The organism is Pseudoalteromonas arctica (assembly GCF_012927645.1).
GTDB classification, from domain to species: Bacteria; Pseudomonadota; Gammaproteobacteria; order Enterobacterales; family Alteromonadaceae; genus Pseudoalteromonas; species Pseudoalteromonas arctica_A.
Genome location: NZ_JABBMT010000004.1, coordinates 65,667 through 89,146, shown reverse-complemented (window position 1 = coordinate 89,146; position 23,480 = coordinate 65,667). Strand labels below are relative to the sequence as shown.

At 40.5% G+C, this 23,480-nt stretch carries 18 protein-coding genes and 2 pseudogenes; 12 read left to right on the top strand and 8 right to left on the bottom strand.

Annotated features, from left to right (window positions below):
* Positions 1–61: 61 nt before the first annotated feature.
* A complete protein-coding gene (locus tag HHO47_RS03985; RefSeq protein WP_169019113.1) occupies positions 62–1,639 on the bottom strand; it encodes an ATP-binding cassette domain-containing protein in 1,578 nt (525 codons plus the stop codon).
* A 722-nt stretch (positions 1,640–2,361) separates the two neighbouring features.
* Between HHO47_RS03985 and HHO47_RS03980 the strand changes: the two genes are divergently transcribed.
* Positions 2,362–3,450, top strand: a complete 1,089-nt coding sequence (locus tag HHO47_RS03980; RefSeq protein ID WP_169019112.1) for an endonuclease/exonuclease/phosphatase family protein — start codon at positions 2,362–2,364, stop codon at positions 3,448–3,450.
* A gap of 124 nt (positions 3,451–3,574) precedes the next feature.
* On the opposite strand, the pseudogene HHO47_RS03975 reads toward HHO47_RS03980, so the two are convergent.
* A pseudogene (locus HHO47_RS03975) lies at positions 3,575–4,952 on the bottom strand (NAD-dependent succinate-semialdehyde dehydrogenase).
* Positions 4,953–5,146: 194 nt separating this feature from the next.
* On the opposite strand from HHO47_RS03975, the gene HHO47_RS03970 reads away from it, so the two are divergent.
* From HHO47_RS03970 to HHO47_RS03960, 3 genes are read left to right on the top strand one after another with little or no spacing between them, the layout of a single operon-like run.
* On the top strand, positions 5,147–6,184 hold the full coding sequence (locus tag HHO47_RS03970; RefSeq protein WP_169019111.1) for an NAD(P)H-dependent flavin oxidoreductase: 1,038 nt from the start codon (positions 5,147–5,149) through the stop codon (positions 6,182–6,184).
* Complete coding sequence (locus HHO47_RS03965) at positions 6,177–6,743, top strand: Crp/Fnr family transcriptional regulator (RefSeq protein WP_169019110.1); 567 nt, start codon at positions 6,177–6,179, stop codon at positions 6,741–6,743. Before HHO47_RS03970 ends, HHO47_RS03965 begins: the two co-directional genes overlap by 8 nt.
* Before the next feature lie 49 nt (positions 6,744–6,792).
* Positions 6,793–7,305, top strand: coding sequence for a YgjV family protein (locus HHO47_RS03960; RefSeq protein ID WP_169019109.1), 513 nt, complete (start codon positions 6,793–6,795; stop codon positions 7,303–7,305).
* Here the strand turns inward: HHO47_RS03960 and HHO47_RS03955 are convergent.
* Positions 7,292–7,804, bottom strand: a complete 513-nt coding sequence (locus tag HHO47_RS03955; protein ID WP_169019108.1) for an NUDIX hydrolase — start codon at positions 7,802–7,804, stop codon at positions 7,292–7,294. The two genes, HHO47_RS03960 and HHO47_RS03955, sit on opposite strands and share 14 nt — an antisense overlap.
* Positions 7,805–7,957: 153 nt before the next feature.
* Between HHO47_RS03955 and HHO47_RS03950 the strand changes: the two genes are divergently transcribed.
* The 5 genes from HHO47_RS03950 to HHO47_RS03930 are packed head-to-tail and all read left to right on the top strand — an operon-like array spanning position 7,958 to position 13,495.
* A complete protein-coding gene (locus HHO47_RS03950) occupies positions 7,958–9,298 on the top strand; it encodes a sigma-54-dependent transcriptional regulator (protein ID WP_169019107.1) in 1,341 nt (446 codons plus the stop codon).
* A gap of 31 nt (positions 9,299–9,329) precedes the next feature.
* Positions 9,330–9,539: a histidine kinase gene (locus HHO47_RS03945; RefSeq protein WP_169019106.1), complete on the top strand. Its 210-nt coding sequence runs from the start codon at positions 9,330–9,332 to the stop codon at positions 9,537–9,539.
* 22 nt (positions 9,540–9,561) lie between these two features.
* Positions 9,562–11,046: a sensor histidine kinase gene (locus HHO47_RS03940; RefSeq protein ID WP_169019105.1), complete on the top strand. Its 1,485-nt coding sequence runs from the start codon at positions 9,562–9,564 to the stop codon at positions 11,044–11,046.
* Entirely contained in the window at positions 11,047–11,508 is a 462-nt protein-coding gene (locus HHO47_RS03935) for a response regulator (RefSeq protein WP_169019104.1), read from the top strand.
* A 25-nt stretch (positions 11,509–11,533) separates the two neighbouring features.
* Complete coding sequence (locus HHO47_RS03930; protein ID WP_169019103.1) at positions 11,534–13,495, top strand: response regulator; 1,962 nt, start codon at positions 11,534–11,536, stop codon at positions 13,493–13,495.
* Here HHO47_RS03930 and HHO47_RS03925 read toward each other — a convergent pair.
* Genes HHO47_RS03925 through HHO47_RS03915 form a run of 3 tightly spaced genes read right to left on the bottom strand, consistent with a single transcriptional unit; the run spans position 13,482 to position 17,145 of the window.
* Positions 13,482–14,483 (bottom strand): LacI family DNA-binding transcriptional regulator, encoded by a 1,002-nt coding sequence (locus HHO47_RS03925; RefSeq protein WP_169019102.1) that lies wholly within the window; start codon positions 14,481–14,483, stop codon positions 13,482–13,484. The genes HHO47_RS03930 and HHO47_RS03925 overlap by 14 nt on opposite strands.
* Before the next feature lie 11 nt (positions 14,484–14,494).
* A complete protein-coding gene (locus HHO47_RS03920) occupies positions 14,495–15,826 on the bottom strand; it encodes a glycoside-pentoside-hexuronide (GPH):cation symporter (protein WP_169019101.1) in 1,332 nt (443 codons plus the stop codon).
* 20 nt (positions 15,827–15,846) lie between these two features.
* The gene (locus HHO47_RS03915; RefSeq protein ID WP_211183606.1) at positions 15,847–17,145 is read right to left on the bottom strand and encodes a GH1 family beta-glucosidase; all 1,299 of its coding nucleotides are present in this window, start codon (positions 17,143–17,145) and stop codon (positions 15,847–15,849) included.
* 274 nt (positions 17,146–17,419) lie between these two features.
* Here HHO47_RS03915 and HHO47_RS03910 point away from each other — a divergent pair, with 274 nt between their 5' ends.
* The 3 genes and pseudogenes from HHO47_RS03910 to HHO47_RS19265 all read left to right on the top strand — a co-directional run.
* Positions 17,420–18,682, top strand: a complete 1,263-nt coding sequence (locus tag HHO47_RS03910) for a sugar MFS transporter (protein WP_169019097.1) — start codon at positions 17,420–17,422, stop codon at positions 18,680–18,682.
* 13 nt (positions 18,683–18,695) lie between these two features.
* The gene (locus tag HHO47_RS03905; protein WP_169019095.1) at positions 18,696–21,215 is read left to right on the top strand and encodes a glycoside hydrolase family 3 protein; all 2,520 of its coding nucleotides are present in this window, start codon (positions 18,696–18,698) and stop codon (positions 21,213–21,215) included.
* A 50-nt stretch (positions 21,216–21,265) separates the two neighbouring features.
* Positions 21,266–21,439: pseudogene (locus HHO47_RS19265) on the top strand (glycoside hydrolase family 16 protein); the annotation flags it as partial.
* A gap of 283 nt (positions 21,440–21,722) precedes the next feature.
* Here the strand turns inward: HHO47_RS19265 and HHO47_RS03895 are convergent.
* Both HHO47_RS03895 and HHO47_RS03890 read right to left on the bottom strand, forming a co-directional pair.
* Positions 21,723–22,748 carry a cupin-like domain-containing protein gene (locus HHO47_RS03895; protein WP_169019093.1) on the bottom strand — a complete coding sequence of 342 codons (1,026 nt, stop codon included), beginning with the start codon at positions 22,746–22,748 and terminating at the stop codon, positions 21,723–21,725.
* Positions 22,748–23,473, bottom strand: a complete 726-nt coding sequence (locus tag HHO47_RS03890; RefSeq protein WP_169019091.1) for a SapC family protein — start codon at positions 23,471–23,473, stop codon at positions 22,748–22,750. Before HHO47_RS03890 ends, HHO47_RS03895 begins: the two co-directional genes overlap by 1 nt.
* Positions 23,474–23,480: the final 7 nt, after the last annotated feature.

Genomic DNA, 23,480 nt, shown 5'->3' with positions numbered 1-23,480 from the left:
TAAGCAATTGAATTATTTAATCGAGCGTAAAGGTAACAACTCTTATTCCTAGAGGCAATCATCACAAGGTGAATTGCTGCGTAACGCGGCATTGCTGAACAAACGCTTCATCGTGGCTGACTAAAATAAAGCTGCCAGTAAAGTCAGCCAAATTTTGCGCCAGATGTTGTTTGTTTGCCAAGTCCAAATGGTTATCGGGTTCATCGAGTAACAGTAAATAGTCAGCTGCATTTTGTGCGGCAATGAGCATAGCTAACTGCATTTTCTCTCCGCCGCTAAGTTGGTTTATTGGCCTGTATACATCATCGCCTTTGAAGGCAATATTCGCCAGTAGATGGCGGATTGTTTGTAGCTCAAGTTCGCAATGTACCTCTAGTGCCTTAACTAAGCTGTCAGTGGCGGTTAAAAATGAGCAGTGCTGATCAATATAAAGCACCTTGCTGTTTAGTTGAATCGCCGTTGTTACGGGTAGCTTAGCTGTTTCATTGATCATTCTTAGTAGTGTTGATTTACCCGAGCCATTAGCCCCTGCAATATGTAATTTATCGCCACTGTTAATTTGTAAGGTCACAGGGTTTTTACTACACCCACAAGGTAGGCCAAGTTTATCAATAAACAGTAAGCGTTTATTGCTGGTGGGTTGGTTGAACTTTAACTTTCGTTCAATACTGTCTGGCCGTTGCTGTTTTAGCCGTTGCTGCTTTTTGGCTAACACATCAAGCTTTGCTGAGGCTAAACGCTCATTTGCGCCTTTACTTGCTTGCGCATTGTTTTTGTTAAAATCTAACATAACCTTAGCTTGGCTGGCACTTTTACGATTTTTATTGCCTTGTGCGGCTCGTTGCTGTGCTTTTTCATGGTTAGTTTGAGTTTGTTGTTGATGTTTTTTTTGCTCTTTTACTAGGTGATTTATTTGTTTCGTAAGCGCGGTTTGTTGCAGTGATTTTTGCTGGCAAAAATGCTGATAGTTACCAGTTTCGTAATGGATACCAAGGTTGCTTAACTCAATAATAGCATTACAGTGATCAAGTAATTGGCTGTCATGACTAACAATTACGACCTGTCCTTTAAACGCATGTAATTGTGTTATTAACCATTGTTTTGCAGCTTGGTCTAAATGATTGCTTGATTCATCTAAAATCAGTAAGTCTGGCTGTGCTTGTAGGGCACAATAAAGTGTTAAACGACGCTGTTGCCCAGGGCTTAAATAGTTAACAGGGGTCATCAGTGGTGCCTCAATAGCTAAGCTTAACAGCTGTTGTTGATAATTTTTCTCATATAGCCAATCGTCGCCGACTAGCGCAAAATCAGCCTCAGCAATGCTCCCATGACTGATACGTGCCAGAGCTGCTAACTTTTTATCTATCTCTAATAATTGGGCTATGGTGTGTGAGGAGTCTTGTAAGTAGTGATCACTTAATTGTTGTTGCGACACGACTAACCGTGTACCACTAAACTCAACATGTCCCGTACTAGGTTGTTGTTGGTTTGCCAATATACTCACTAATATTGATTTTCCGCTGCCATTAGCGCCGATAATCGCGGTGAGCTTTTCTTGAATTGAAAAGTTAAGCTGTGTAAATTGTACATAACCATCAGGATGCTGATAACTCAAATTATGGACGTGTAAAGTATGCATAATGCCTCTGTAAGTAGCAGGGCATGGCGCGAAAAAGTAGTAAATTAGGTAATCTGATAGCTAGAGCTATGACGAATTTTGCGCCCACTAACCCTGTAAATTCAAAAAATAAAACGAATTTAAACAGGTGTTAGTTATTCATTAATGCGCAAACTCCATTAGGTAAGTGGGTTAATCATATACGAATATGTTGTGAGCTGTCAGCCGATTTTTATTATTTTTTCTCTTGGCTATAATTAATTGTTAGCTAATAAGCTAAAGTAAGTGCTCACTACCTTTCGGTGTTGCAGTTCCTTTTATCTTTCATTTAGGCTGACTTGTTAGGCTTTAGCTATTCACACAGATCATGCTAGGAAGTAACGATGAATAAATTAATTCTCTGTCTTTGGCTGTACTTGGTTTGAGTCTATCACCGTTTGCAGCAAGTGCTAAGAGTGAGTATGACAGTTATGAACATCGCCATGAGCATAAAAATATTATAAAAAACACGACAAGTCAGCATGTTATAAAAAATCGCCTCCTAGTTGGCAAAAAAAGTACCACAAAGGTGATAGATTAGATTACGATATCTATCGTCATATTCGAGTAGTAAAACCGATAAACAGTGATGGTTGTATTTCTGTTGAGGTGGACGATACCATTGTTCATATGGTGCAGGTACTCGAGTGATACTGTCAATTTTGAGTTGTTATAAAAACACTAAAATAATAAAGGGTTAATGAATGCTAATTTTGCTGGTTTTTATATTGAGTGTGTTGTTAGTTGTAACACTTTTACCTATGTCTTTTAGCCAACATTATTTAGTTCGTGGTGGCGACTTTGTTCGTTTACAGGTTTTTTATCTTGCGTTGTGCGGGTTGCTTTTGGCTGCTTATTTTGCATTGAGTGAACTATCTCTTTTAGTTGTGTGTTCGCTAATAATGGCAAGTGTTATTTTGCTGATTCAAGGTAAATGGATATATCCATATACATGGCTTGCTAAAAAAGAAGTGGCGCAGAGCCCAGCAGGCAGTGAGCATAGTATTCGTATTATGTCGGCTAATGTGTTGATGTCGAATACTCGCTACCAAGACTTAATAGATTTAGTTGATGAACACCAACCAGATTTACTAATTACGCTTGAGTCAGATATTAAATGGCAGCAGCAACTTGCAGTCATTGAAAAAGATTACCCTTATAAAGTTTTTTGCCCGAAAGATAATCGCTATGGCATGCATTTATACAGTAAATATAAAATAAAAAAGCAACAAGTGTGTGAGCTTGTAGAGAGCGACATTCCCTCAATCCACATTCTATTTGAAACCGTTCAAGGGGTTGAAGTACAGGGTCACTTTATCCACCCTGCACCGCCTAGCCCTACGGAAGAAGATACCTCAAGGCCACGAGATACCGAACTTATTTTACTGGCCAAAGCTTTAAAGAATAACAAACGTCCAACTATTGTTGCCGGCGATTTGAATGACGTTGCTTGGTCAAGAAGTACCCGTTTATTTATGGAAATCAGTAACCTCTTAGATCCCCGCAAAGGGCGAGGTTTTTTTAATACCTTTCATGCTGGGTATTTCTTTTTGCGCTGGCCGCTTGATCATTTATTTCATAGCCATGCCTTTACTGTTAAACGCATTAAACGGCTAGAAAAGTATGGCTCGGATCATTTTGCACTTTTAACTGAGTTAGTGCATCAGCCTAGTAACAGTAACCAGCAATTAGATGACGATATGGATATTCAAAAGGCGGTTAATGAGTTGCAAATGGAGAATACATCGAGTCGAGAAGTGCCAACCTTCAATGACAAGGTCAGTAAGATATAGCTAGTACCTACTTTATTAGCAAAGCCAGTTAAGGCAGGTTAACCAAGGCATACTGTGATAACTATCTTCTATTGTAAAAAAAGGGCCAATTAAGGCCCTTTAGAATAATAATTATTGGCAGTTGTTAGCTATTAATCATAATGGTTTTAATATTAACAAACTCTCTCATGCCAAAGCCGCCATGTTCTCGACCGTAGCCGCTGTCTTTTACACCACCAAATGGCAGGTTTGGTTGAGCTAAACCATAGCCGTTAATGTTAATCATACCGGTATCAAAATGCTTTTTTAGCTAGATCAATGGCTTTCTTTTCATCTTTTGAGAATATTCCGCCACCTAAGCCATAGCGAGAGTCATTAGCTATGCGTATCGCATCTTCATTATCTTTCGCTTTTATCAAAGAGGCCACCGGACCAAACAACTCGTCATCGTAGGCTGGCATGCCGGGTGACAAGTTTTCAATCAAGGTTGCTGGGTAGTAGAAACCTGTTTTATCGGGGATTTCGCCGCCTGTAACTACTTTAGCACCAGCATCAACAGACTCTTTTACTTGCTGATGGATTTTGTCTCTTAGGTCTTCTCGAGCCATTGGACCTAAGTCAGTGTTTTTATTCATAGGGTCGCCGAGTTGCAAGGCTTTAAACTGCTCGGCAATGCCAGCTTTGAAATCGTCATATAAAGAGTCAACAACCACAAAGCGTTTTGCAGATACACACGTTTGACCGTTATTGATCATACGTCCTTGGACACAGGTTTTAATTGCCATTTCTAAATCTGCATCATCAAGTACCAAGTAAGCATCGTTACTACCAAGTTCCAGCACAGTCTTTTTAACGCGCTTACCAGCTTCTTCAGCTACTTTTTTACCTGTGCCATCACTGCCAGTAAATGTAACCCCACGGATTGCTGAGTGACTGATAAGTTCACTGGCTGTTTCGCCATCAATTAGTAGGTTTTTAAATACATAACTAGGGAAACCTGCATCAGTGAACATTTCTTCGATTTTTTCAGCCATACCAAACACGTTACCAGCATGTTTTAGTACTGCGGTATTGCCCGCCATAATGTTTGTCACCGCGTAACGAATTACCTGATAAAGTGGGAAATTCCACGGTTGAATACCTAGTAATACACCGGTTGGTTGATAGCTTATGATAGCGCGGCCATTTTGCATTGGGCGTTCTTCATCCGCTAATACTGTTTGACCATGCTCGGCGCTGTAGCGACATATAGCTGCGCAAAGCTCCACCTCTTGTAACCCTTGCTCGTATAGTTTACCCATTTCTTGGGTCATCAGCGTTGCGAGTGACTTTTTTTGTTGCTCAAATACATGCGCTAATTTGTTTAGGTGTTTGGCTCGTTCAGTTAACGAAGTATGGCGCCATTGTAAAAAGGCATCATGACTTTTATCTATCTCATTTTTTGCTTGTGCTAAGTCAAGCAAGGTATAGTCTGCAATAGTTTGCTCAGTGGTGGGATTGATAGTGGTTGTTACGTTAGTCATTTTTATCTCCTTACAAATAGTAATAATTTAAGGTTTGCAAAGCTAACACCAACTCTCAATCAATCTGCTTAAAAAAGGTTTACTATTTGTTATATATCAATTTTTATAGTTTTAAAATTTAATTTTACTACTCAGCTATTCTTTTTATTTCGGTAAAAAATTCTGATGGCTGAAAAAGTTACAAAGAGAAAGTTATGGCATTATCATTATTTAATACTCAGCGGGGACTCATTCAAGCCCCGATGGCTGGTGTGCAAGATTTTCGCTTAGCGGCTGCTGTGAGTAATGCGGGTGGACTAGGGTCATTACCTTGTGCGATGCTATCAAAAGAGCAATTATTAAGTGAGCTTAATGCGCTGACTCAGGCAACTCAAAACCCATATAACCTTAACTTTTTTTGCCACTCCCCAGAGCGCTATACACAGTCGCAACAGCAGCGTTGGCATCAATTACTTGCGCCTTACTTTAGTGAGTTAGGTATTGATGACTCAAGTTTAGCAATGACAGCATCTCGCCAGCCAATTGATGCAGACACTGTGGCATTGATTGCACCTTACAAACCTCCGGTGGTGAGTTTTCATTTTGGGCTACCAAGTTCCGCCATTGTGCAGCAAATTAAAGGCTGGGGTGGCAAAGTAATTTCCACCGCGACGACCCTAGCTGAAGCTAAATGGTTAGTAGCAAAGGGGGCTGATGCCGTTATAGCGCAAGGCTTAGAAGCGGGCGGCCATAGAGGACACTTTTTATCTATGGATTTGGCTTTGCAGCAACCTACCGCGGTCTTGGTCGAGCAATGCATCGCTGAGCTAAATGTACCCATCATTGCGGCAGGTGGTATTGCAACTACTGAAGATGTACAGCAGATGTATGCGCTAGGCGCCGAGTTGGTGCAAGTAGGAAGTGCGTATTTGTTGTGCCAAGAGGCAACTACTTCAGCGCTACATCGAGAAGCTATTTCACAACAGGGAACTGATAAAACGGCTTTAACTACGGTTTTTTCTGGGCGAGCAGCTCGAGGGATTGAAAACCGTATTATGCATGAAATTGGACATACACCGTCACAAGCTCCCGCATTTCCTTTTGCCGGTATAGCAATAACAGCATTGCGGGCTAAATCAGAAGCGCAAGGGAAAAGTGATTTTTCGCCGTTATGGTGCGGACAAAAATACATTGTCAGAGATGCACTCAGCGCCGCTGAGATTACCAAGGAGTTGGCCCCAAGCAATGCATGACTTAACAATGTTGCCTCTTGGCGATAGTTATCAAACTTTGGCTAATGCCTTACTTGATAAATGTCAGCAGCAATTTGCGGTGAAAGTATTTACTCGCAATGAGGTGATCTTACAGCAGGGAGAAAAGCAGCAATATGGTTATTTAATTTTAGATGGCGTATTAGCTGCATTTCATACTTCACAAGGTGGCACACAAAAGTGCAAAGAGTTTTATTTTAAGGATGAATTTGCCCTTTTATTTGCTAATTGGCTAACAAATAGCCCTGCGCTTTATCAGTTAAAAGTGGTTAAATCTGCACGGTTAATTGCGCTTCCCTTGGCTGTATTTGAGCAGCCTGACTGGCAAGAATTAAAGCAGCAACTAGTAACCCAGCAATTAATATTTAAAGAAGCTAAAGAGGCTTTTTTATTGCTTAATACTCCAGAGCAACGCTATCGTTATTTATTGACGCAAAAACCACATTGGCTAGCACAGCTAACTTTAACAGAAGTTGCAATGTATATTGGTATTTCAGCCATTTCTTTATCACGAATTCGCCAGCGCCTTAACTTAAGTTAAGGCGCTGCTAGGGTAGCTCAATTAGACTGCTGTTTTTTCAGGAGTCATTATGTTTTTATTTGCCCAATGTTTGGTTGCCATAGCTACGTTATTAGATTTAGCTTCCTTTCAATTTCGATCTCGACGATTAATTTTACTGTGTCTATTTAGCTCTGTGCTATTAACGGCAAGCCATTTCTTTTTATTAGAGCAACAAAGTGCTGGCTGGTTAATGCTCGTTGCAGCTGTTCGTTATTTATATTGTGTGTTTGCTAGGCAATATTTAGCAATGATTTGTTTTATGGGACTGAGCACACTTGCCGCTTACTTGACGTGGCAAGGAGCTTTGAGTGGGCTTGCCTTAGGCGCAACATTAATTCAGACCGTGGCGTCGTTTCAATCTCAGGATTTAAGGTTACGTATAATGATGGTCGTAGGGACAAGCTTATGGATTACCCATAATATTTTGCTAGGCTCTCCTGTGGCGGTATTAATGGAGTGCCTATTTTTAGCAAGTAACGTGTTGGGCTTGTATCGATTTCATTATTTAAAAAGTACAACCATAACAGCTAAAGAGTCTTAGCTATTTCTTTTAATAGATAGGTCTCGCGAATAATGGATAGCCCTTGTTTATCACTTGTCGCTAGAGTGCGCTCATTGTGGGCAATAGCATCATGAATGTTGACCCATTTAGCGACCATGCCATTTTGTTGCTCATAATGCTCTAGTTGGGCTTGCCCTAATTGCTCATCGATACTGCAAAAATAGCAGTAAGACTTTATATGGATCACTGCAAAATTGTCTTTATACCAAGGGCGGTATTCTTCATAAAGCCCAAATTCACGCAGTACTTTGATATTTTGCGCGCCAGTTTCTTCTTGTAGCTCGCGGATTAATCCTTGCTCTATGCTTTCACCTTCATCGATGCCGCCGCCAGGCAAGCTAAAGTCTTCATAGCGAGCTGTGTACATTAGTAAAATATCACTGCCTTTTATGGTAATAGCACGGCTTGTTAAGCGAGTAAATTGACTAGGTTCGCTGGCACTCACACTGGGATGAATGGTGCTTTTAAGTAAGCGCATCAGAATGCCCCCGAAAATTTAATTTAAAAATTATACCTCAAAAAAGATCTAAATCTATTTAGATAACGTAAATTTTCAGTTAAGCATCGATTTTGTAGAATAAGGCCGTTAAGATGTGGGGCTGGGCAATGATAATAAGCATAGGGATTTATCATGTTAAACATACTGTTAGTTGATGATGATAGCGAGTTTAGTGATGTCGTTTGTCATATCGTAGAGTTTTTAGGACATAACATTAATACTGCTGCCAATTTGGCAGAAGCTCAAGAGTGGTTTGTTAATAATACATTTGACCACGTATTTCTGGATTTCATGCTGCCGGATGGTAGTGGCTTACACTTAGTTGAACATCTTCAGAGTATTGGTAAAACGCCAAAAATCACCTTAATTTCTGGCCATCCTTCGGTTAAAGGAAAACTGGCGGAAATGTGTGCGCCAAATGTGGGGCACTTAGTTAAGCCACTGCAACGAGAAGATATTGAACGCGTTCTTAGCCCAAAAAAGAACACTGAGAAGAAAAAAACTACACCAACTATCAATAAGCATTTTGGTACACTGATTGGTGAATCACCGATTATGCAACAGCTTTACACCATGATTGAGCGAGTAGCAAATACCAATGCTAATGTCATGCTTATGGGGGAAAGTGGTGCGGGTAAAGAAGTGGTTGCTCAAGCAATACACAATGCAAGTAAATGTGAAGGCCCGTTAGTAGCTACAAACTGTGGGGCATTATCAAAAGAGCTAATTGGCAGCGAATTGTTTGGGCATGAGAAGGGAGCTTTTACAGGTGCTATTGCTCGTAAAGAAGGCGTATTTGAACAAGCGACTATCGGCACTTTGTTTTTAGATGAAGTAACTGAAATGCCAATTGATATGCAGCCGAATTTGTTACGTGTGCTAGAAACTAAAAAAGTAACGCGAGTTGGCGGTAATAAAGAGTTACCGGTTGATTGTCGAGTGATATCAGCAACCAACCGTTCACTCACCGATTTAGCACAAAATAATATTATTCGTGAAGATATTTATTTCCGTTTAGCTGTTTTTCCAATTGATATTCCGTCTTTGCGTGATCGTAAAGAAGATATTGAGCTTTTAGCTAAAGCATTTTTAGAGCAGCTTAATGATGAAAATGACACAGATTTTAAGTGGCAAGCTAGCCAGTTAAAAGAGCTCGAAAGTTATGAATGGCCAGGCAATGTGCGTGAACTTCGCCATGCGATTCACCGCGCATTTATTATGAGTGACCCAAAAGGCAAAGTAATTACATTACCTGAAAACTTAGAGTCGCCTTTCTCAAGAGTAAACAAACAAACTCAGGCTAATCAGGTGAGTGCGGGACAAACAATTGAAGAAGTTGAGAAAGAGCTGATCCATGCTACTTTAGACAAAGTACAAGGCAATAAGACCTTAGCAGCGCAAATGTTAGGTATAAGCACTAAAACTCTATACAACCGTCTAAATGCTTATGGTGGCATTGGCGAGTATAACTAAATTAAATTCACGTAATCAGTAAAGGAGTAGCATGGCTAATAACGATAAAATCAATAAGCTGATTCATGATGCGCGGGCGCCTTTGAATCGTATTTCGATGAATGCAGAATTGATCAAATTAGTGCTAGAAAATGATATGCCAAAAGATAAAGCATTGGTAGCACTTGATCAAATAATAAACAGTTGCCAGCAATGTAGTGATTCATTGCAAACAATTTCGGATTTGGACTCTGTAAAGTGATTGTTACCATTAAGGAATGTAGATGAAGCTGCAAAAGCAACAAGGTAAGGTCAAGGTAACCTGGGCCAGTTTTATCGCGGTGCTGCTGTGTATAGTGGTGGGAAATGCGATTTTGGCAATGAATACCATTCAAAGCCTGACTCAAACCCAGCAGCGTTTAGATGATACTAATATGTTAAACACAGCAATTGAGAAGCTTCATCTTTCAATTGTGCAGGCAGAATCAGGGCAACGTGGTTACTTATTAACGGGCGATAAAGATTATTTAGCCCCTTATAACGATGCTATAATGCAACTCAATTCACAAGCTACACTGGTTAAAAATTTACGTACTGAGATTACAGGCCAAGCTGAAAAAGTAGCACGCTTACTATTTTTGGTTGATGATAAAGTTGCAGTATTAACCAGAACCGTTGATTTAGCGTTAGCAGATAAAGAGCGTCGTGCCCATTATTTACTAGAGACCCATCAAGGCCGTAAGCTTTACGAAGAAATTAGAGAGCTTGCTGATGAAATTCAAGATGCTGAGTCTGCTTTTAAGGCTGTGCAGTTTCGAAAGTTAGGGCAAATTAAAAAAGAAGCCAAACTCACTTTTGCAATTACGGCCGTGACCAGTGCTTTATTGATCCTTGGCATGTTTATGCTCACGCGTATTAATTTACATACAGCGGCAAAATATCAACAGGAACTTGAATATCAAAACGAAACACTGGCTAGTAAAGTGACCGAACGTACTCAAGAGCTCACTTTGTACTCTGATGAATTAACTCGCAGTAACCGTGAGCTTGAAGAGTTTGCTTTTGTTGCCAGCCATGATCTACAAGAACCATTGCGCAAAATTCAAGCATTTAGTGACCGCTTAGAAACCATGTTTAAAGACGAATTGGGTGAAAAAGGTGGCGATTACATCGCGCGTATGAAAAATGCAGCGCAAAGAATGTCTAATTTAATAAATGATTTGTTAGAGTTTTCGAGAGTGACAACACGTGGTAAAGACTTTGCAGATACGGATTTAAAGCAAGTACTAGATGATGTGCTAAGCGATTTAGAAATTGCGATTAAAGAGTCAAATGCACAGGTCAAGGTGGGTGAAATGCCAGTAATACAAGCAGATTTGAGTCAAATGCAGCAGCTATTTTTGAATTTGGTTTCAAACGCGGTGAAATTTAGACGTCCAGATGTAGCACCAATTATCAGTATCGAGTATCAGCATCACACTGAGTTTAACGATGATTATAATACTGAGCTGGAATGGCAAATCATTACAGTGAAAGATAACGGTATTGGTTTTGCAGCAGAATATACCGACAAAATTTTTGTTCCGTTTCAGCGGTTACACGGGCGTTCGCAATATAAAGGCACGGGGATTGGTTTATCCGTGTGCCGACGTATTGTAGAGCGTCACGGCGGTACGATAACGGCGCAAAGCGAAGCCGGTGAGGGAGCAACCTTCATCATAAAATTACCTGTGGAAAGTGAGCTTTTCACATTGCAAGGAGAGGCTTAAATGCCATTTTCTAAAGTAAAACCAATTACAATTTTAATGGCTGATGATGATGAAGATGATCGTTTACTAGCACAGGATGCATTAGCCGAAAGTCGTGTACTTAACGAGCTATATTTTGTTGAAGATGGCGTTGAGCTTTTAGAGTACCTTGAGCGCAAAGGTAAGTTTGAAGATAAAAGCTCATCGCCACGACCAGGCCTGATTTTATTAGATTTAAACATGCCACGTATGGATGGGCGCGAAGCGTTGCAAGCGATTAAAGGCAATCCAAACTTAAAAGGTATTCCTGTTGTTATTTTAACTACGTCTAAGCAAGAAGAAGACATGGTTAAAGGTTATGACCTAGGCGCAGCTTCATATATTACTAAACCAGTTACGTTTGATGGCTTGGTTGAGCTGATGAAAACCTTGGGTAAATATTGGGTAGAATTTGTAGAGCTACCTAGTACGTTTAATGATTAAATTATGAATAAAAACTGGAGACGCTATGTTAGATAAGGCAACCAGACTGTTACTTGTCGAAGATGATGAAGATGATTATATTTTAACCTGTGATTATCTAGAGCAGCTGAGTTCGCATACATTTGATATAGAGTGGATCAGTGATCCCAAGCAGGCAGTTGAGGTACTGAGTAAAAATCAGCACGATATTTGCTTGCTTGATTACCGCTTAGGGGCTTCAGACGGCTTAGCAGTATTAAAGCAAGCTGTAGAAAATGGTTTTAATGGTCCTATCATCATGCTCACGGGGCAATCAAACGATGCCATTGATTTAGCCGCATTGGATGCTGGGGCTGTTGATTATCTTGTAAAAAGTGAAATGAGCTCAAGTCGCTTTGCCCGCTCTATTCGTTATGCATTAGCCCGACGCGATGTTGAAGATGAACGTCTAGAACGTTTAAAGGCGGAAGCCGAAAACCGATCAAAAGATCGTTTTTTAGCCCACCTTAGTCATGAGTTACGTACACCGTTATCATCAATTTTAGGTTACACAGAGCTATTGATGCAAAGCGATTTTAATGAGCATGCAAACAATGAGTTAGGTGTTATTTATCGCAATGGTAAGCACTTATTAAGTTTGTTAAATGATGTACTCGATTTATCTAAAATAGCTGCTGATAAATTAGAGCTCAGTTGTAGTGACGTTAATTTAGATAGCTTAATGGCTGATGTATTTACTCTAATGCGAGTCTCGGCGCTGGATAAAGGGTTGTCGCTGCGTTTTGAGTCACTGCAACCATTGCCGTTGGTTATTAGTATTGATGCGACACGGTTTCGGCAAATTCTGATTAATATTATCAATAATGCGATTAAGTTTACTGAGCAAGGCGAAATCATAGTTCGCGCTTGGACAAAAGCAGTTGATGGGCGAGAAATGCTATTTTTTAGTATTAAAGATTCCGGCCTTGGTATCGCCCCTGAGAAACAAGCGCTTATATTCAAGCCATTTGAACAGATAGCTGATGTAGAGTCGCGTTCGGTTGGCGGCGCAGGTTTAGGCTTAGCTATTTGCTCTGAATTATTAAGTCGTATGCAAGGGGGGATTTCATTAGATTCAGCTATAGGAAAAGGATCTGAGTTCACAATTTCACTTTACCCTGGCAATATTGAGCAAGTGCAAAGGCACGTTTTAAAGCTAGATTTAGCGCCAAAGATACAGCAAAAAACTGCACCTTGTAAAGTAAACGGACGCGTTTTGGTGGTTGATGACTTGCATGATTTACGGATCTTAGTTGGCCACATGATTTCTTCGGCAGGTGCGAAAGTCGATTATGCTGAACACGGTAAGCAAGCACTTGATAAAGTTAATAAAGCACAGCATCAAGGTAACCCTTACGATATTATATTTTTAGACATTCACATGCCGATAATGGGCGGTAAAGAAGCCACGATTGAGCTAAGAAGAATGGGCTTTAAAGGGGCTATTATCGCGCTGACAGCTGTAGCAATGAAAGGCATACACAGTGAGCTTTCTGCGCTTGGTTTTAACGATGTGATAGGCAAACCTGTTGATTCAAGCTTACTTTACCAGTGCTTAACTAATTACTCTATTGCGACTAAGAAGCCAGTTGATAAATTAGCGCAACCAGCGCAAGTACAAAGTTGTGCGCGTTTTTTATTGGTTGAAGATGATGCAGATGCGGCGCAAATTACCCAGTTATTACTGGAAAGTTTAGGTGTTGAAACCGTTGTTGCAACCAGCTATGAGCATACTTTAGAAATTCTAAAAAATGACTCTCAATTTGATAAAGTATTATTAGATATGCATTTGCCTGATGGCAGTGGCTTAGATTTAGCGCGTTATATAAAACACCATTACCATCATTTAAAGCGTGTGATAGTCAGTGGTATTCAACCTGATCCCATACAAATAAAACAGCTGGAAATAGACCAAGTTTTACTAAAGCCGATAAACTTAGCGTTACTTGGTCAACTTATTGAGCATTAACCAACACGGATTGGCGAACCACTAATTCTGGTTCAAAGACAGTTTGTATTGGCGGGGTGGTTTTTTTATATACCTCGCTTAAAATCCAGTTTGCGGCCATTTTTCCCATGTCGTTAATTGGGTAGTTAATTGTTGTTAGTGGTGGGTAGATATGACGAGTAAAAAATACGTTATCAAACCCCATTACCGATAACTGCTCAGGTAATACTAAAGCTGATTCGCGAGCACACGCAATCGCCCCCGTTGCCATTTCATCGTTGGCACAAATAAGCGCACTAAATTGCGTATTGTTGTGTAAATATTTAAACCCTTCGGCGCCACTGTCTTCCATAAAATCACCATGGTATAACAACTGCTCATTAAAGGGGATGTTATGTTCTGCAAGAGCTTGTTTATGGCCATTCAAACGATCTTGGGCATCTTTTTTCCATTGCGGACCACTGATATATGCAATATTGATGTGGCCTTGCTCTAGCATATGTTTAGCTGCTAAGTAGCCGCCTTTGACGTTATCTAGAATAATACAGTGGTGAGCAATTTCTGGAATATAGCGGTTTAGCAGGACGAATGGGGTTTTTCCTTTACTAAGTTCAATAAGGTATTCATCACTAAGAGCTTCAACATGTAAAATTAAACCATCGCAATTACGGTTTATCAAAAACTCTATCGCTTGTTGCTCATGTTCAACATCACTATGGCCTGCAGCAATAATGACGTGTTTTGCTTGAGCTCTAAAAGTACTTTCAATACTGCCCATCATAGGACCATAGAATGGTCCATGGATTTCAGAAACTAATAAGCCAACACTATTTGAACAGTTTGATGCTAATGATTGTGCAATAGAGTTAGGTCTATAACCTAGCTCTTTCATTGCTATGGTGACTTTTTTACGAGTTGCGTCGCTGACGTTTGTATTATTGTTCATCACTCGAGACACGGTTGCTAGTGATACTCCTGCGAGTTTTGACACCTCATAAATAGTGGTCATGTGGCTCCTTGTTAAGTACGACTTTTAATTGTGAGCTCAGCTGTTATTTGCTGAACAGTTTGATTATCAAGAATATACTTTTTCATAATTAATGCGACAAATATGCTGCCAATAGCAGGAAATATGGTAAATGACGTTAAAATACCGCTACGGGTTACTTCGCTTATAGGCGTATTTGCCTGATAACCGTAGTAGGCTAAGAGCCACCCCGCAATTGCTCCACCAAAAGCAAGGCCGAGTTTTATAAAAAACACCACGCTGGCATAAACAAGCCCGGTTAAACGGTACCCATTTTGCCATTGTCCGTAATCAATGGTATCGGCCATTTTAGCCCATAATAAGGGGGTTGCCATTTGGGTGAAAAAGCACCATAAAAAGTAAATTACAAATGCCAAAATAAGTTGCTCACCGGGCAACCAAAAAGCGAGGCAACTGGTAATTGCAGATAAATACTGCAGATAGATGTAGGCGGTTTTTTTATCAACTCGCTTACTAAGAGGTTGTGCGCACGCGCAGCCTAAAATATTACCGACCATACCTATGGTGACAAAAAGTGTAACTAGCTCTCCTTCAGCAAGTACATATTTAACGTAATATATTGCAAGAGTAGTACGCAAAACCATACTCGTTAACAGTACTATGGAGGCTGTACAAAGTACTTTAAAGGGCCCATTCTTCCATAGTGTATTTATTTGCTGTTTTAGATTTAGCTGTTTATTTTGCGGGGCAGTAACACGTTCTTTGGTAAAACGAAAACAAAATAAAAATAAGACAACTCCTAAGCAACTCATGATCACCATAGTGAGTTGATAACCAAGCACATTATCACCTTTACCTAACCAATTAACTAGCGGTAAGGTACATGCGCTAACAATCAATCCACCGAGCATACCAAACACAAAGCGATACGATTGAATTGATACGCGCTCAGTAGGGTTTTTACTTAACACCCCGCCTAGAGCTGAATATGGAATATTAATCGCCGTATAAATCAGCATTAATAAGGTATAGGTTACAAAGGCGTAGATCACCTTACCAGATACGCTTAATTCTGGGGTGGTGAAGGTAATGATGCTGATCAGCCCAAATGGAATTGCTAACCACAACAAGTAAGGTCGGTAACTGCCATATTTACTTCGAGTAGAGTCGCACAAAGAGCCCATTAAAGGGTCTGTAATCGCATCAATAATTCGAACGACTAAAAATAAAGTGCCTACCACCGCAGGCGAAATGCCAAAAATATCGGTATAGAAAAAAGTCAAAAATAGCATCACTGTTTGAAAAATGATGTTACTGGCGGTATCACCTAGGCCATAGGCTATTTTTTCTTTTTTAGTTAGCATTGTAGGCACTCATATAGTTGTTATTTTTGACGTTGCTTTAATAACGCTCGATATTGTTTTGCACTTTCCTTTAGTGTGCGCTGCTGGGTTTTGTAATCAATATATACAAGGCCAAAGCGCTTTTCATAACCATAAGCCCATTCAAAATTATCCATTAAGCTCCATGCAAAATAGCCTTGAACGTTAACACCTTGTTCAATTGCATTTTGGACTGCGTTTAAGTGAGTATGATAATAGCTTATGCGATCATAATCGAGTACTTGACCTGCAATTAAAGTATCTGCCATGGCTGCACCGTTTTCGGTGATATACATTTTTGGCAGGTTATATTGATTATTCAAATCCACTAATAATTCAGTTAGCCCTTGAGGATAGACTTCCCAGCCCATATCGGTAACTGGCACATTATCGATAACTGCTTCGTCAAACCAGTTGTTTGCTGTTTTTTTGTAATGAATGCGGGTATAATAGTTTACCCCTAAAAAGTCGATTGGCTGACTAATGACTTGCATATCGCTGGCTTGGATATTCGGTTGTACGAGCGGATCTAACTCATTTAACAGGGCAGGGTATGCTCCCTCTAATACTGCTTTTATGTACCACTGATTATGATATTGATCAGCTTGCTCAGCAGCGATTGTATCGGCACTCGTTAATGGATAAGTTGGACTAAAATTCAATACGATACCCGCTTCAGTGCTCGGGCAGTTTTTTCGTAGCACTTGCATTGCTAAACCATGGGCTAACAATTGGTGGTGCGCGGCTTGCCTGCCTGCTTTTTGGCTTTTTATACCTGGTGCATGAACACCTATTTCGTAGCCTAAATAAGCACTGCAAAATGGTTCGTTGAGTGTTGCGTATGAATCTACAAGCCCTGTAAGTTCTTTACTAACTATATCTGTATAGGCTGCGAATGCGTAAGCGGTATCACGGTTTTGCCAGCCTCCTTTATCTTCAAAGTGCTGCGGTAAATCCCAGTGATATAAAGTGACATAGGTCTTTATATTACGAGTTTTTAAAGCGATTAATAAGTCACGATAAAATCCTATGCCTTGCTGATTAACAGTGCCATCTTGATGCAAAGCACGAGGCCATGAAATTGATAATCGATAGGCATCAACCGCTAAATCGGCAATCATATCTATATCTTGCTGCCATAACTTTACATGTTCACATGCTGCATCGCCATTGCTTTGGTCTGCGATCATATTTGGTTGTTGACAAAAAGTGTCCCAAATACAGTCAAGACGAGAGTCTCTTGCCCCTTCAATTTGGAATGAAGCTGTAGCTACTCCAAATGTAAATGAAGGTTGAAGCATTGGCGAATTTGCTGGCAGGGAAATTGTTTTAATCACGATTAAGGGCGTCCTTTAACTTTCAATTATGGCAATGCGAGTAAAACGTTATTCAGCATAGCTGGTTTATGTAAGCCTTACAGTTTTATTGTAAATGAATTGCTAAATTCGATTTGTATGCTATAAATGTAAGCGCTTACATTTTATGTTGCAACTATTATTTGCTTTTTTAAAGTAATGGAAAAGTACTTTAATAAATGTAACGAACTGATAATCAATAATAATTAGAGATTTTAATATGGCACATGTCACACACAATATGACATCGAATGAACAGAGTCAGCAACCAATGGGCAAACAAACATTTGCTTTAACGTCGTTGACTACATTATTTTTTATGTGGGGGTTTATTACCTGCTTAAATGATATTTTGATCCCGTATTTAAAAGGTATGTTTTCGCTTAATTATACCCAAGCGATGCTTGTACAATTTTGCTTTTTTGGCGCGTATTTTGTGATGTCGATACCAGCGGGTAAGTTGGTAAGTAACATTGGTTATAAATACGGAATTGTTGTGGGTTTAGTTGTCGCAGCAATAGGTTGTGCATTGTTTTATCCAGCTGCAGATGCACATGTGTATGAGTTGTTTTTATTCGCATTATTTGTTTTAGCGTGTGGTATAACAATTTTACAGGTATCAGCAAATCCATATGTGAGTGTCCTAGGTTCAGCTAAAACTGCGTCATCACGTTTAACCATGACCCAAGCATTCAACTCGTTAGGTACAACCGTTGCACCAATTTTTGGTGGTTGGTTAATCCTCTCTGAAGTTAGCCAAGCGACGGCTGAACAAGTCAAACTTCCTTATTTAATTTTATCAGCAAGCTTGCTGATATTAGCCGTGATATTTGCGTTTTTGAAGTTACCTAAACTGGGCAAAGCTGACTCGACAGAAAGTGTTCAAGTAGATGATAGTTTTGTTGATCTAGGTAGTGTTTGGCAGTACCGCCATCTGATTTTGGGCGCATTAGGTATTTTTGTATACGTAGGCGCTGAAGTTGCGATTGGCAGCTTTTTGGTCGGCTTTTTAACTCTTGACCATATTGCCGCGTTAAGCGAACAACAAGCTGCTCACTATATTAGTTATTACTTTGCAGGCGCTATGATTGGTCGTTTTGTTGGAGCTGCAATCATGCAAAAAGTGAATGCACACACTGTACTTGCTTGCCACGCATTGTTAGCCGTTGTACTTATTTTTGTTGCTATGACAGGGCTGGGTGCATTGGCAATGTGGGCTATTTTATTAGTTGGTTTATGTAACTCAATCATGTTTCCGACTATTTTTAGTTTAGCGCTACAAGGCTTGGGGAAATACACATCACAAGGCTCAGGCATTTTATGTTTAGCAATTGTCGGTGGCGCGGTTATTCCACTCCTACAAGGTTTCTTAGCGGATAGTATTGGCGTGCAGCTAGCGCTGTTAATGCCTATAGGCTGTTATATTTATATCACTTACTTTGCGCTATTTGGCTCAAAAGTATCTTCAATTCGTTATTCATAATTAGGTGCAAATCATGATTTTAAAAAAAACATTCACACTTTCGGCGCTGATAATTGCGACTATAGCGATGAGCGGCTGTTCAGGGACTGAGACGATGCAAACTAATAAGTTGGTTGAACAAGAAATTTGGCCAATGATCACCACTGGCATCAAAGATGATGCAGATATGGAAGCTAAAATAGCAAAACTGTTATCAACGATGACGCTTGAGCAAAAAATAGCGCAAATGATTCAGCCTGAAATTCGAGATATTACCGTTGCAGATATGCGCAAATATGGGTTTGGCTCTTACCTAAATGGCGGTGGTGCATTCCCTAATGATAATAAGCATGCAACCGCTGCTGATTGGATTGAGCTTGCTGAAAAAATGTATCAAGCGTCTGTTGATGATTCACTAGACGGTAGCCGCATTCCAACTATGTGGGGTACTGATGCGGTTCATGGTCATAACAATGTGATTGGGGCGACACTATTCCCACATAATATCGCTTTAGGTGCGGCAAATAACCCTGCCTTAATTGAACAAATTGCCGCAGCCACAGCGCAAGAAGTAATGGTAACGGGGATTGATTGGGTATTTGCACCGACCGTTGCAGTCGTGCGTGATGACCGTTGGGGTCGTACATATGAAGGTTACTCTGAAGACCCTGAAATTGTTCGAGATTACTCAGCTGCTATTGTAAAAGGCTTACAAGGTGCAGTAGATAAGGACTTTTTATCAGATGAGCGCGTGATCAGCACTGTAAAACACTTTTTAGGTGACGGTGGTACTCAAAGTGGCGACGACCAAGGTAATAATATTGATAGCGAAACTGACCTATTTAATATTCATGCTCAAGGTTACGTGGGTGGCTTAGGCGCAGGTGCACAAACTGTGATGGCGTCTTTTAATAGCTGGAGTGGTGAAAAAATCCACGGTAGTAAATATCTTCTTACAGATGTACTAAAAGGTAAAATGGGCTTTGACGGATTTGTTGTTGGGGATTGGAATGGGCACGGGCAAATCCCAGGTTGTACTAATGGCAATTGCGCGCAAGCCGTTAATGCAGGGCTTGACGTATACATGGTACCAACTGATGCATGGAAACCGTTATACGAAAATTTAATTGCCCAAGTTAATAATGGCGCAATTGCACAATCACGAGTGGATGATGCGGTAACACGTATTTTACGAGTTAAAATGCGTGCTGGTTTATTTGATAAGCCAAGCCCTGCTAATCGTCCATTATCAGGTAAAACAGAGGTAATTGGCAGTGCTGAACATCGCGAAATTGCCAAACAGGCTGTACGTGAGTCATTAGTATTACTTAAAAACAAGCAACAACTTTTACCCCTTTCACCAACGGCGAATGTACTCGTAGCTGGCCTTGGTGCTGATAATATCGGTATGCAGTCAGGCGGTTGGAGCATCACGTGGCAAGGTACTGGTAACGAAAATAGCGATTTCCCAGGTGGGACGTCGATTTTGGATGGTATTGAATCCACTGTTAAGCAAGCGGGCGGGCAAGTTCAGTATGATTTAAACGGTGAATTCAATACCCGTCCAGACGTAGCGATTGTCATTTTTGGTGAGCAGCCATATGCAGAGGGTAATGGTGACTTAGATAACCTTGAGTATCAACGTGGTAATAAAACAGACTTAGCACTGCTGCGTAAGTTTAAAGCAGCAGGAATTCCGGTTGTATCACTGTTTATTAGTGGTCGTCCAATGTGGGTGAACGCTGAACTTAATGCCAGCGATGCCTTTGTTGCGACTTGGTTACCAGGTACGGAAGGAGATGCAATAAGTGATGTACTATTTGCTGATGCCGATGGGTCAGTTAACTATGACTTTAAAGGTAAGCTGTCGTTTTCTTGGCCGAGTAACCCGGTGGATAATGAAAACCGTGGTGATAAAGGTTACGCACCATTACTACCATATGGTTTTGGTCTAACGTATGCTGATAAAAATACTCTTGCAGATAACCTTGTAGAGCAAAGCCTTTCATCACAACAACTTGAAGACTTAGTGTTATTTGAACGTGCAGTTAAAGCGCCATGGAGCTTAGTGCTACAAAGTGGTGAGCAACAACAAACCATGACAAGCAGCCGAGCAGCTGTTGGTGCGGTGAGCGTTAAAACGTTTGATAAAGATGTACAAGAAGATGCACGTGCAATTGCGTTTACTGGGGCTGAGCCTGCAGCGGTACGGTTAATGGCAGTATTTCCATCTGACTTACGTTCTTACGTTGAAAAAGTAGGGCAGCTACAAATGCAAATTAAAGTTAATCAAAGTGCAGATGCACCGCTTTGGCTTGGTATGCAATGTGGCGAAAATTGCCAAGGTAAGTTTGATATCACTGAGCAGTTAACCGCTGGTAACGAGTGGCAAACATTAAATGTCGATTTAGGTTGTTTTACGCTTCAAGGAGTTAATTTATCACAGGTGTTCTCACCTTGGCAGTTAAGTACTTCAGCACCATGGCAGGTTTCTATTGCTAAGCTTAGTATTACCAGTAAGCAAGCTAACGAGAACGTTATTTCATGTCAGTAAAATCGCTATCACTCATAATTTAGGCAGGTTCGCTTAGCGCCTGCCAAACCCGGTTTAAAATTCATGCAAAGCTACCCGTAGGATAGGGTACGTGGTCTGTAATTTGGATGTTACCAACCGATTGGGAATACGGCATGTGGGCGTCATCAGGTGAAATTGACATAATGGAAGCGGTTAACTTAAAAACCCAAACCGATGATAAGGCTGCACCTGCTGGCACACTTGAAAGTAAGCAATAGTATTGAACAACTCAGCAAGGAGATGGCTCTTTTGTAGAAAATATCGGTTTTGCAAAGCAGATGTTAGTGGATTATGTACGAGTGTTTCAATGCTCAAGCAATTCGAAAACAGGTAAAGGCTGCGCTACTTATCAACCAAGCGCAAAGCAAATTTTAGGTAAACGTAAATAACGAACACTAAGCGATAAATTTTGAGTCTTTAGTCAGCAGCTACATCGCCGAACTCGATGCACTTGCTGGCTTTTGACTCAATTCTCACTTATTACTGTTAACGGTTTAATTTTTGTATTAATAATTGGCGAACTTTACGCGCAGTATGTTCATCAATCTCACCTAAAATACCTTTAGCAGCAGGTGCTATTGCTGTATCTAGCTCACTTTCTTCACTAAACACATAATGTGCAAATAGCTGTTGCCAATGATCTCGTTGAGATTGTGGTAAATCTTTGATCGCCAGCATGCTATGTAGCATGGCATCAAACGGGTTGGCTAAGTAGCCAGGAGCTTGTCGCCACCAGTAATTAACTAATACATTAAACTGGCTTTGTGCGCTTACATGGTGCCACCAAAGCGCAGGAATGAATATCCCGTCACCAGGTTGCAGCTTTGCTATTAGTGCGTTATTTAGGGCGTTTTTAAAACGTGGAAAACGGTTAAAGTCAGGTGCAGCAAAATCAACTAAGCTGACGGCTTGCCCGGCAGGAGTAAACTCTAAAGGGCCAATATACAAGTTATTGACTTGATCTGGGGGAAATAAAATAAACTCTCGGCTTCCCGCAGCTACACACGCAAGGTTGTCAGCGTTATCGTAATGTGCAGATATACGGCTATGATTACCTACCCATAAGCTTTTTAAACAATTATGTGCGGTGACTTCTAGTGGGTTTTGCACAGTAAATTCCGGCGCACAATAATCACAGGCTGTTGAGCCCATATAATGGGAGTCTGGTTGCTGCTGGGTTTTCGATTGTTTTAGCGTGTCTAACAGCTGTTCTAAATTGCTCGTATATTGAGTAAAGTTCAAGCCTGTCATGTCAGTATTATAGAAGTAACGTCCTTGCTCGCTTGATGGTGCCGAAAATGCGCGCACAGGTGAACTACTGGCAATACTTTGTAGGTACGCTAGCGCTTGCTCATCACTGTGCTTAGCGCTTTGTACAAGCGGCCAATGCGTGCAGACATCTCTGATCACAACCGGTGTCGCCTGTTTGGCTAAAAATGTAGGTAAGCCGTTAATATCATCAATATGAAATTGCGGAATTTGCTGCGCTATTAGCTGTGAAGCGCTTTGCATTACTGCTGCGCCCACTTTTTACTTAGTAGCATAGGTATTTGCTCAAGGGATGCAATCACCATATAAATTGCTTGTAAGTAGCCGCTTTGTTGCAAGTTTTGTAGTTGCTCTGGCGTTAAACTATTTAACGTATTTTGGTTGATGGTATAAAAACCACCGACAGTTACTTTTTCAGCATTTTTCTGCTGATATTCAATTGAGAACGCTTCAATTAGATTAAGTGCTAAAAGCGGCTCAAAAAAAGCGGGGAGAGCTTGGCTTTCACTATGTAAGGTATTGAGTACTTGCGCTATGTGGTTTAAGTAATCACTATTCCCACCGTGTTCTAAAAATATCGCTTCACCTTGCTCTTTATTAATGCGTGGGCTGTCTAAATCAATGTGTACTACTAAAGATTGCTCTGGTACACCTTGACTATATTGTGTTTGTTGACCAATTAAAAATGGCTGGCGCTGTATGCTAAGCGGCAGATAACTGAGAGTTAAGTTGCCTTGCTTATCGAGCAAAAGGTTTTCATTATTTTCAAAACCAAATAAAGCCAATGCTTCAAATTGCCCAGTGTGAGGATGTTTACGAAATACGATAGGCTGGCTAGCTTGTACTTTTGTAAATTCATTTGGGAAAATAGTTGTGCAGCTAATGGCATCGCCCCATTTTTCGCCGCGGGAAACATTCACTTTTAAGTCTTTGTGGCTAATGTTATCAAGTAAAACGTGATTGGCCATGTGGCCT

Excerpts from the sequence above, each read along its gene's own strand:
- HHO47_RS03905 (WP_169019095.1), top strand. The coding sequence starts at position 18,696 with ATGATTTTAAAAAAAACATTCACACTTTCGGCGCTGATAATTGCGACT.
- HHO47_RS03980 (WP_169019112.1), top strand. The coding sequence starts at position 2,362 with ATGCTAATTTTGCTGGTTTTTATATTGAGTGTGTTGTTAGTTGTAACA.
- HHO47_RS03920 (WP_169019101.1), bottom strand. The coding sequence starts at position 15,826 with ATGCTAACTAAAAAAGAAAAAATAGCCTATGGCCTAGGTGATACCGCC.
- HHO47_RS03925 (WP_169019102.1), bottom strand. The coding sequence starts at position 14,483 with ATGACCACTATTTATGAGGTGTCAAAACTCGCAGGAGTATCACTAGCA.
- HHO47_RS03955 (WP_169019108.1), bottom strand. The coding sequence starts at position 7,804 with ATGCGCTTACTTAAAAGCACCATTCATCCCAGTGTGAGTGCCAGCGAA.
- HHO47_RS03970 (WP_169019111.1), top strand. The coding sequence starts at position 5,147 with ATGGCATTATCATTATTTAATACTCAGCGGGGACTCATTCAAGCCCCG.
- HHO47_RS03965 (WP_169019110.1), top strand. The coding sequence starts at position 6,177 with ATGCATGACTTAACAATGTTGCCTCTTGGCGATAGTTATCAAACTTTG.
- HHO47_RS03910 (WP_169019097.1), top strand. The coding sequence starts at position 17,420 with ATGGCACATGTCACACACAATATGACATCGAATGAACAGAGTCAGCAA.
- HHO47_RS03985 (WP_169019113.1), bottom strand. The coding sequence starts at position 1,639 with ATGCATACTTTACACGTCCATAATTTGAGTTATCAGCATCCTGATGGT.
- HHO47_RS03935 (WP_169019104.1), top strand. The coding sequence starts at position 11,047 with ATGCCATTTTCTAAAGTAAAACCAATTACAATTTTAATGGCTGATGAT.
- HHO47_RS03930 (WP_169019103.1), top strand. The coding sequence starts at position 11,534 with ATGTTAGATAAGGCAACCAGACTGTTACTTGTCGAAGATGATGAAGAT.
- HHO47_RS03915 (WP_211183606.1), bottom strand. The coding sequence starts at position 17,145 with ATGCTTCAACCTTCATTTACATTTGGAGTAGCTACAGCTTCATTCCAA.
- HHO47_RS03895 (WP_169019093.1), bottom strand. The coding sequence starts at position 22,748 with ATGCAAAGCGCTTCACAGCTAATAGCGCAGCAAATTCCGCAATTTCAT.
- HHO47_RS03950 (WP_169019107.1), top strand. The coding sequence starts at position 7,958 with ATGTTAAACATACTGTTAGTTGATGATGATAGCGAGTTTAGTGATGTC.
- HHO47_RS03945 (WP_169019106.1), top strand. The coding sequence starts at position 9,330 with ATGGCTAATAACGATAAAATCAATAAGCTGATTCATGATGCGCGGGCG.
- HHO47_RS03960 (WP_169019109.1), top strand. The coding sequence starts at position 6,793 with ATGTTTTTATTTGCCCAATGTTTGGTTGCCATAGCTACGTTATTAGAT.
- HHO47_RS03890 (WP_169019091.1), bottom strand. The coding sequence starts at position 23,473 with ATGGCCAATCACGTTTTACTTGATAACATTAGCCACAAAGACTTAAAA.
- HHO47_RS03940 (WP_169019105.1), top strand. The coding sequence starts at position 9,562 with ATGAAGCTGCAAAAGCAACAAGGTAAGGTCAAGGTAACCTGGGCCAGT.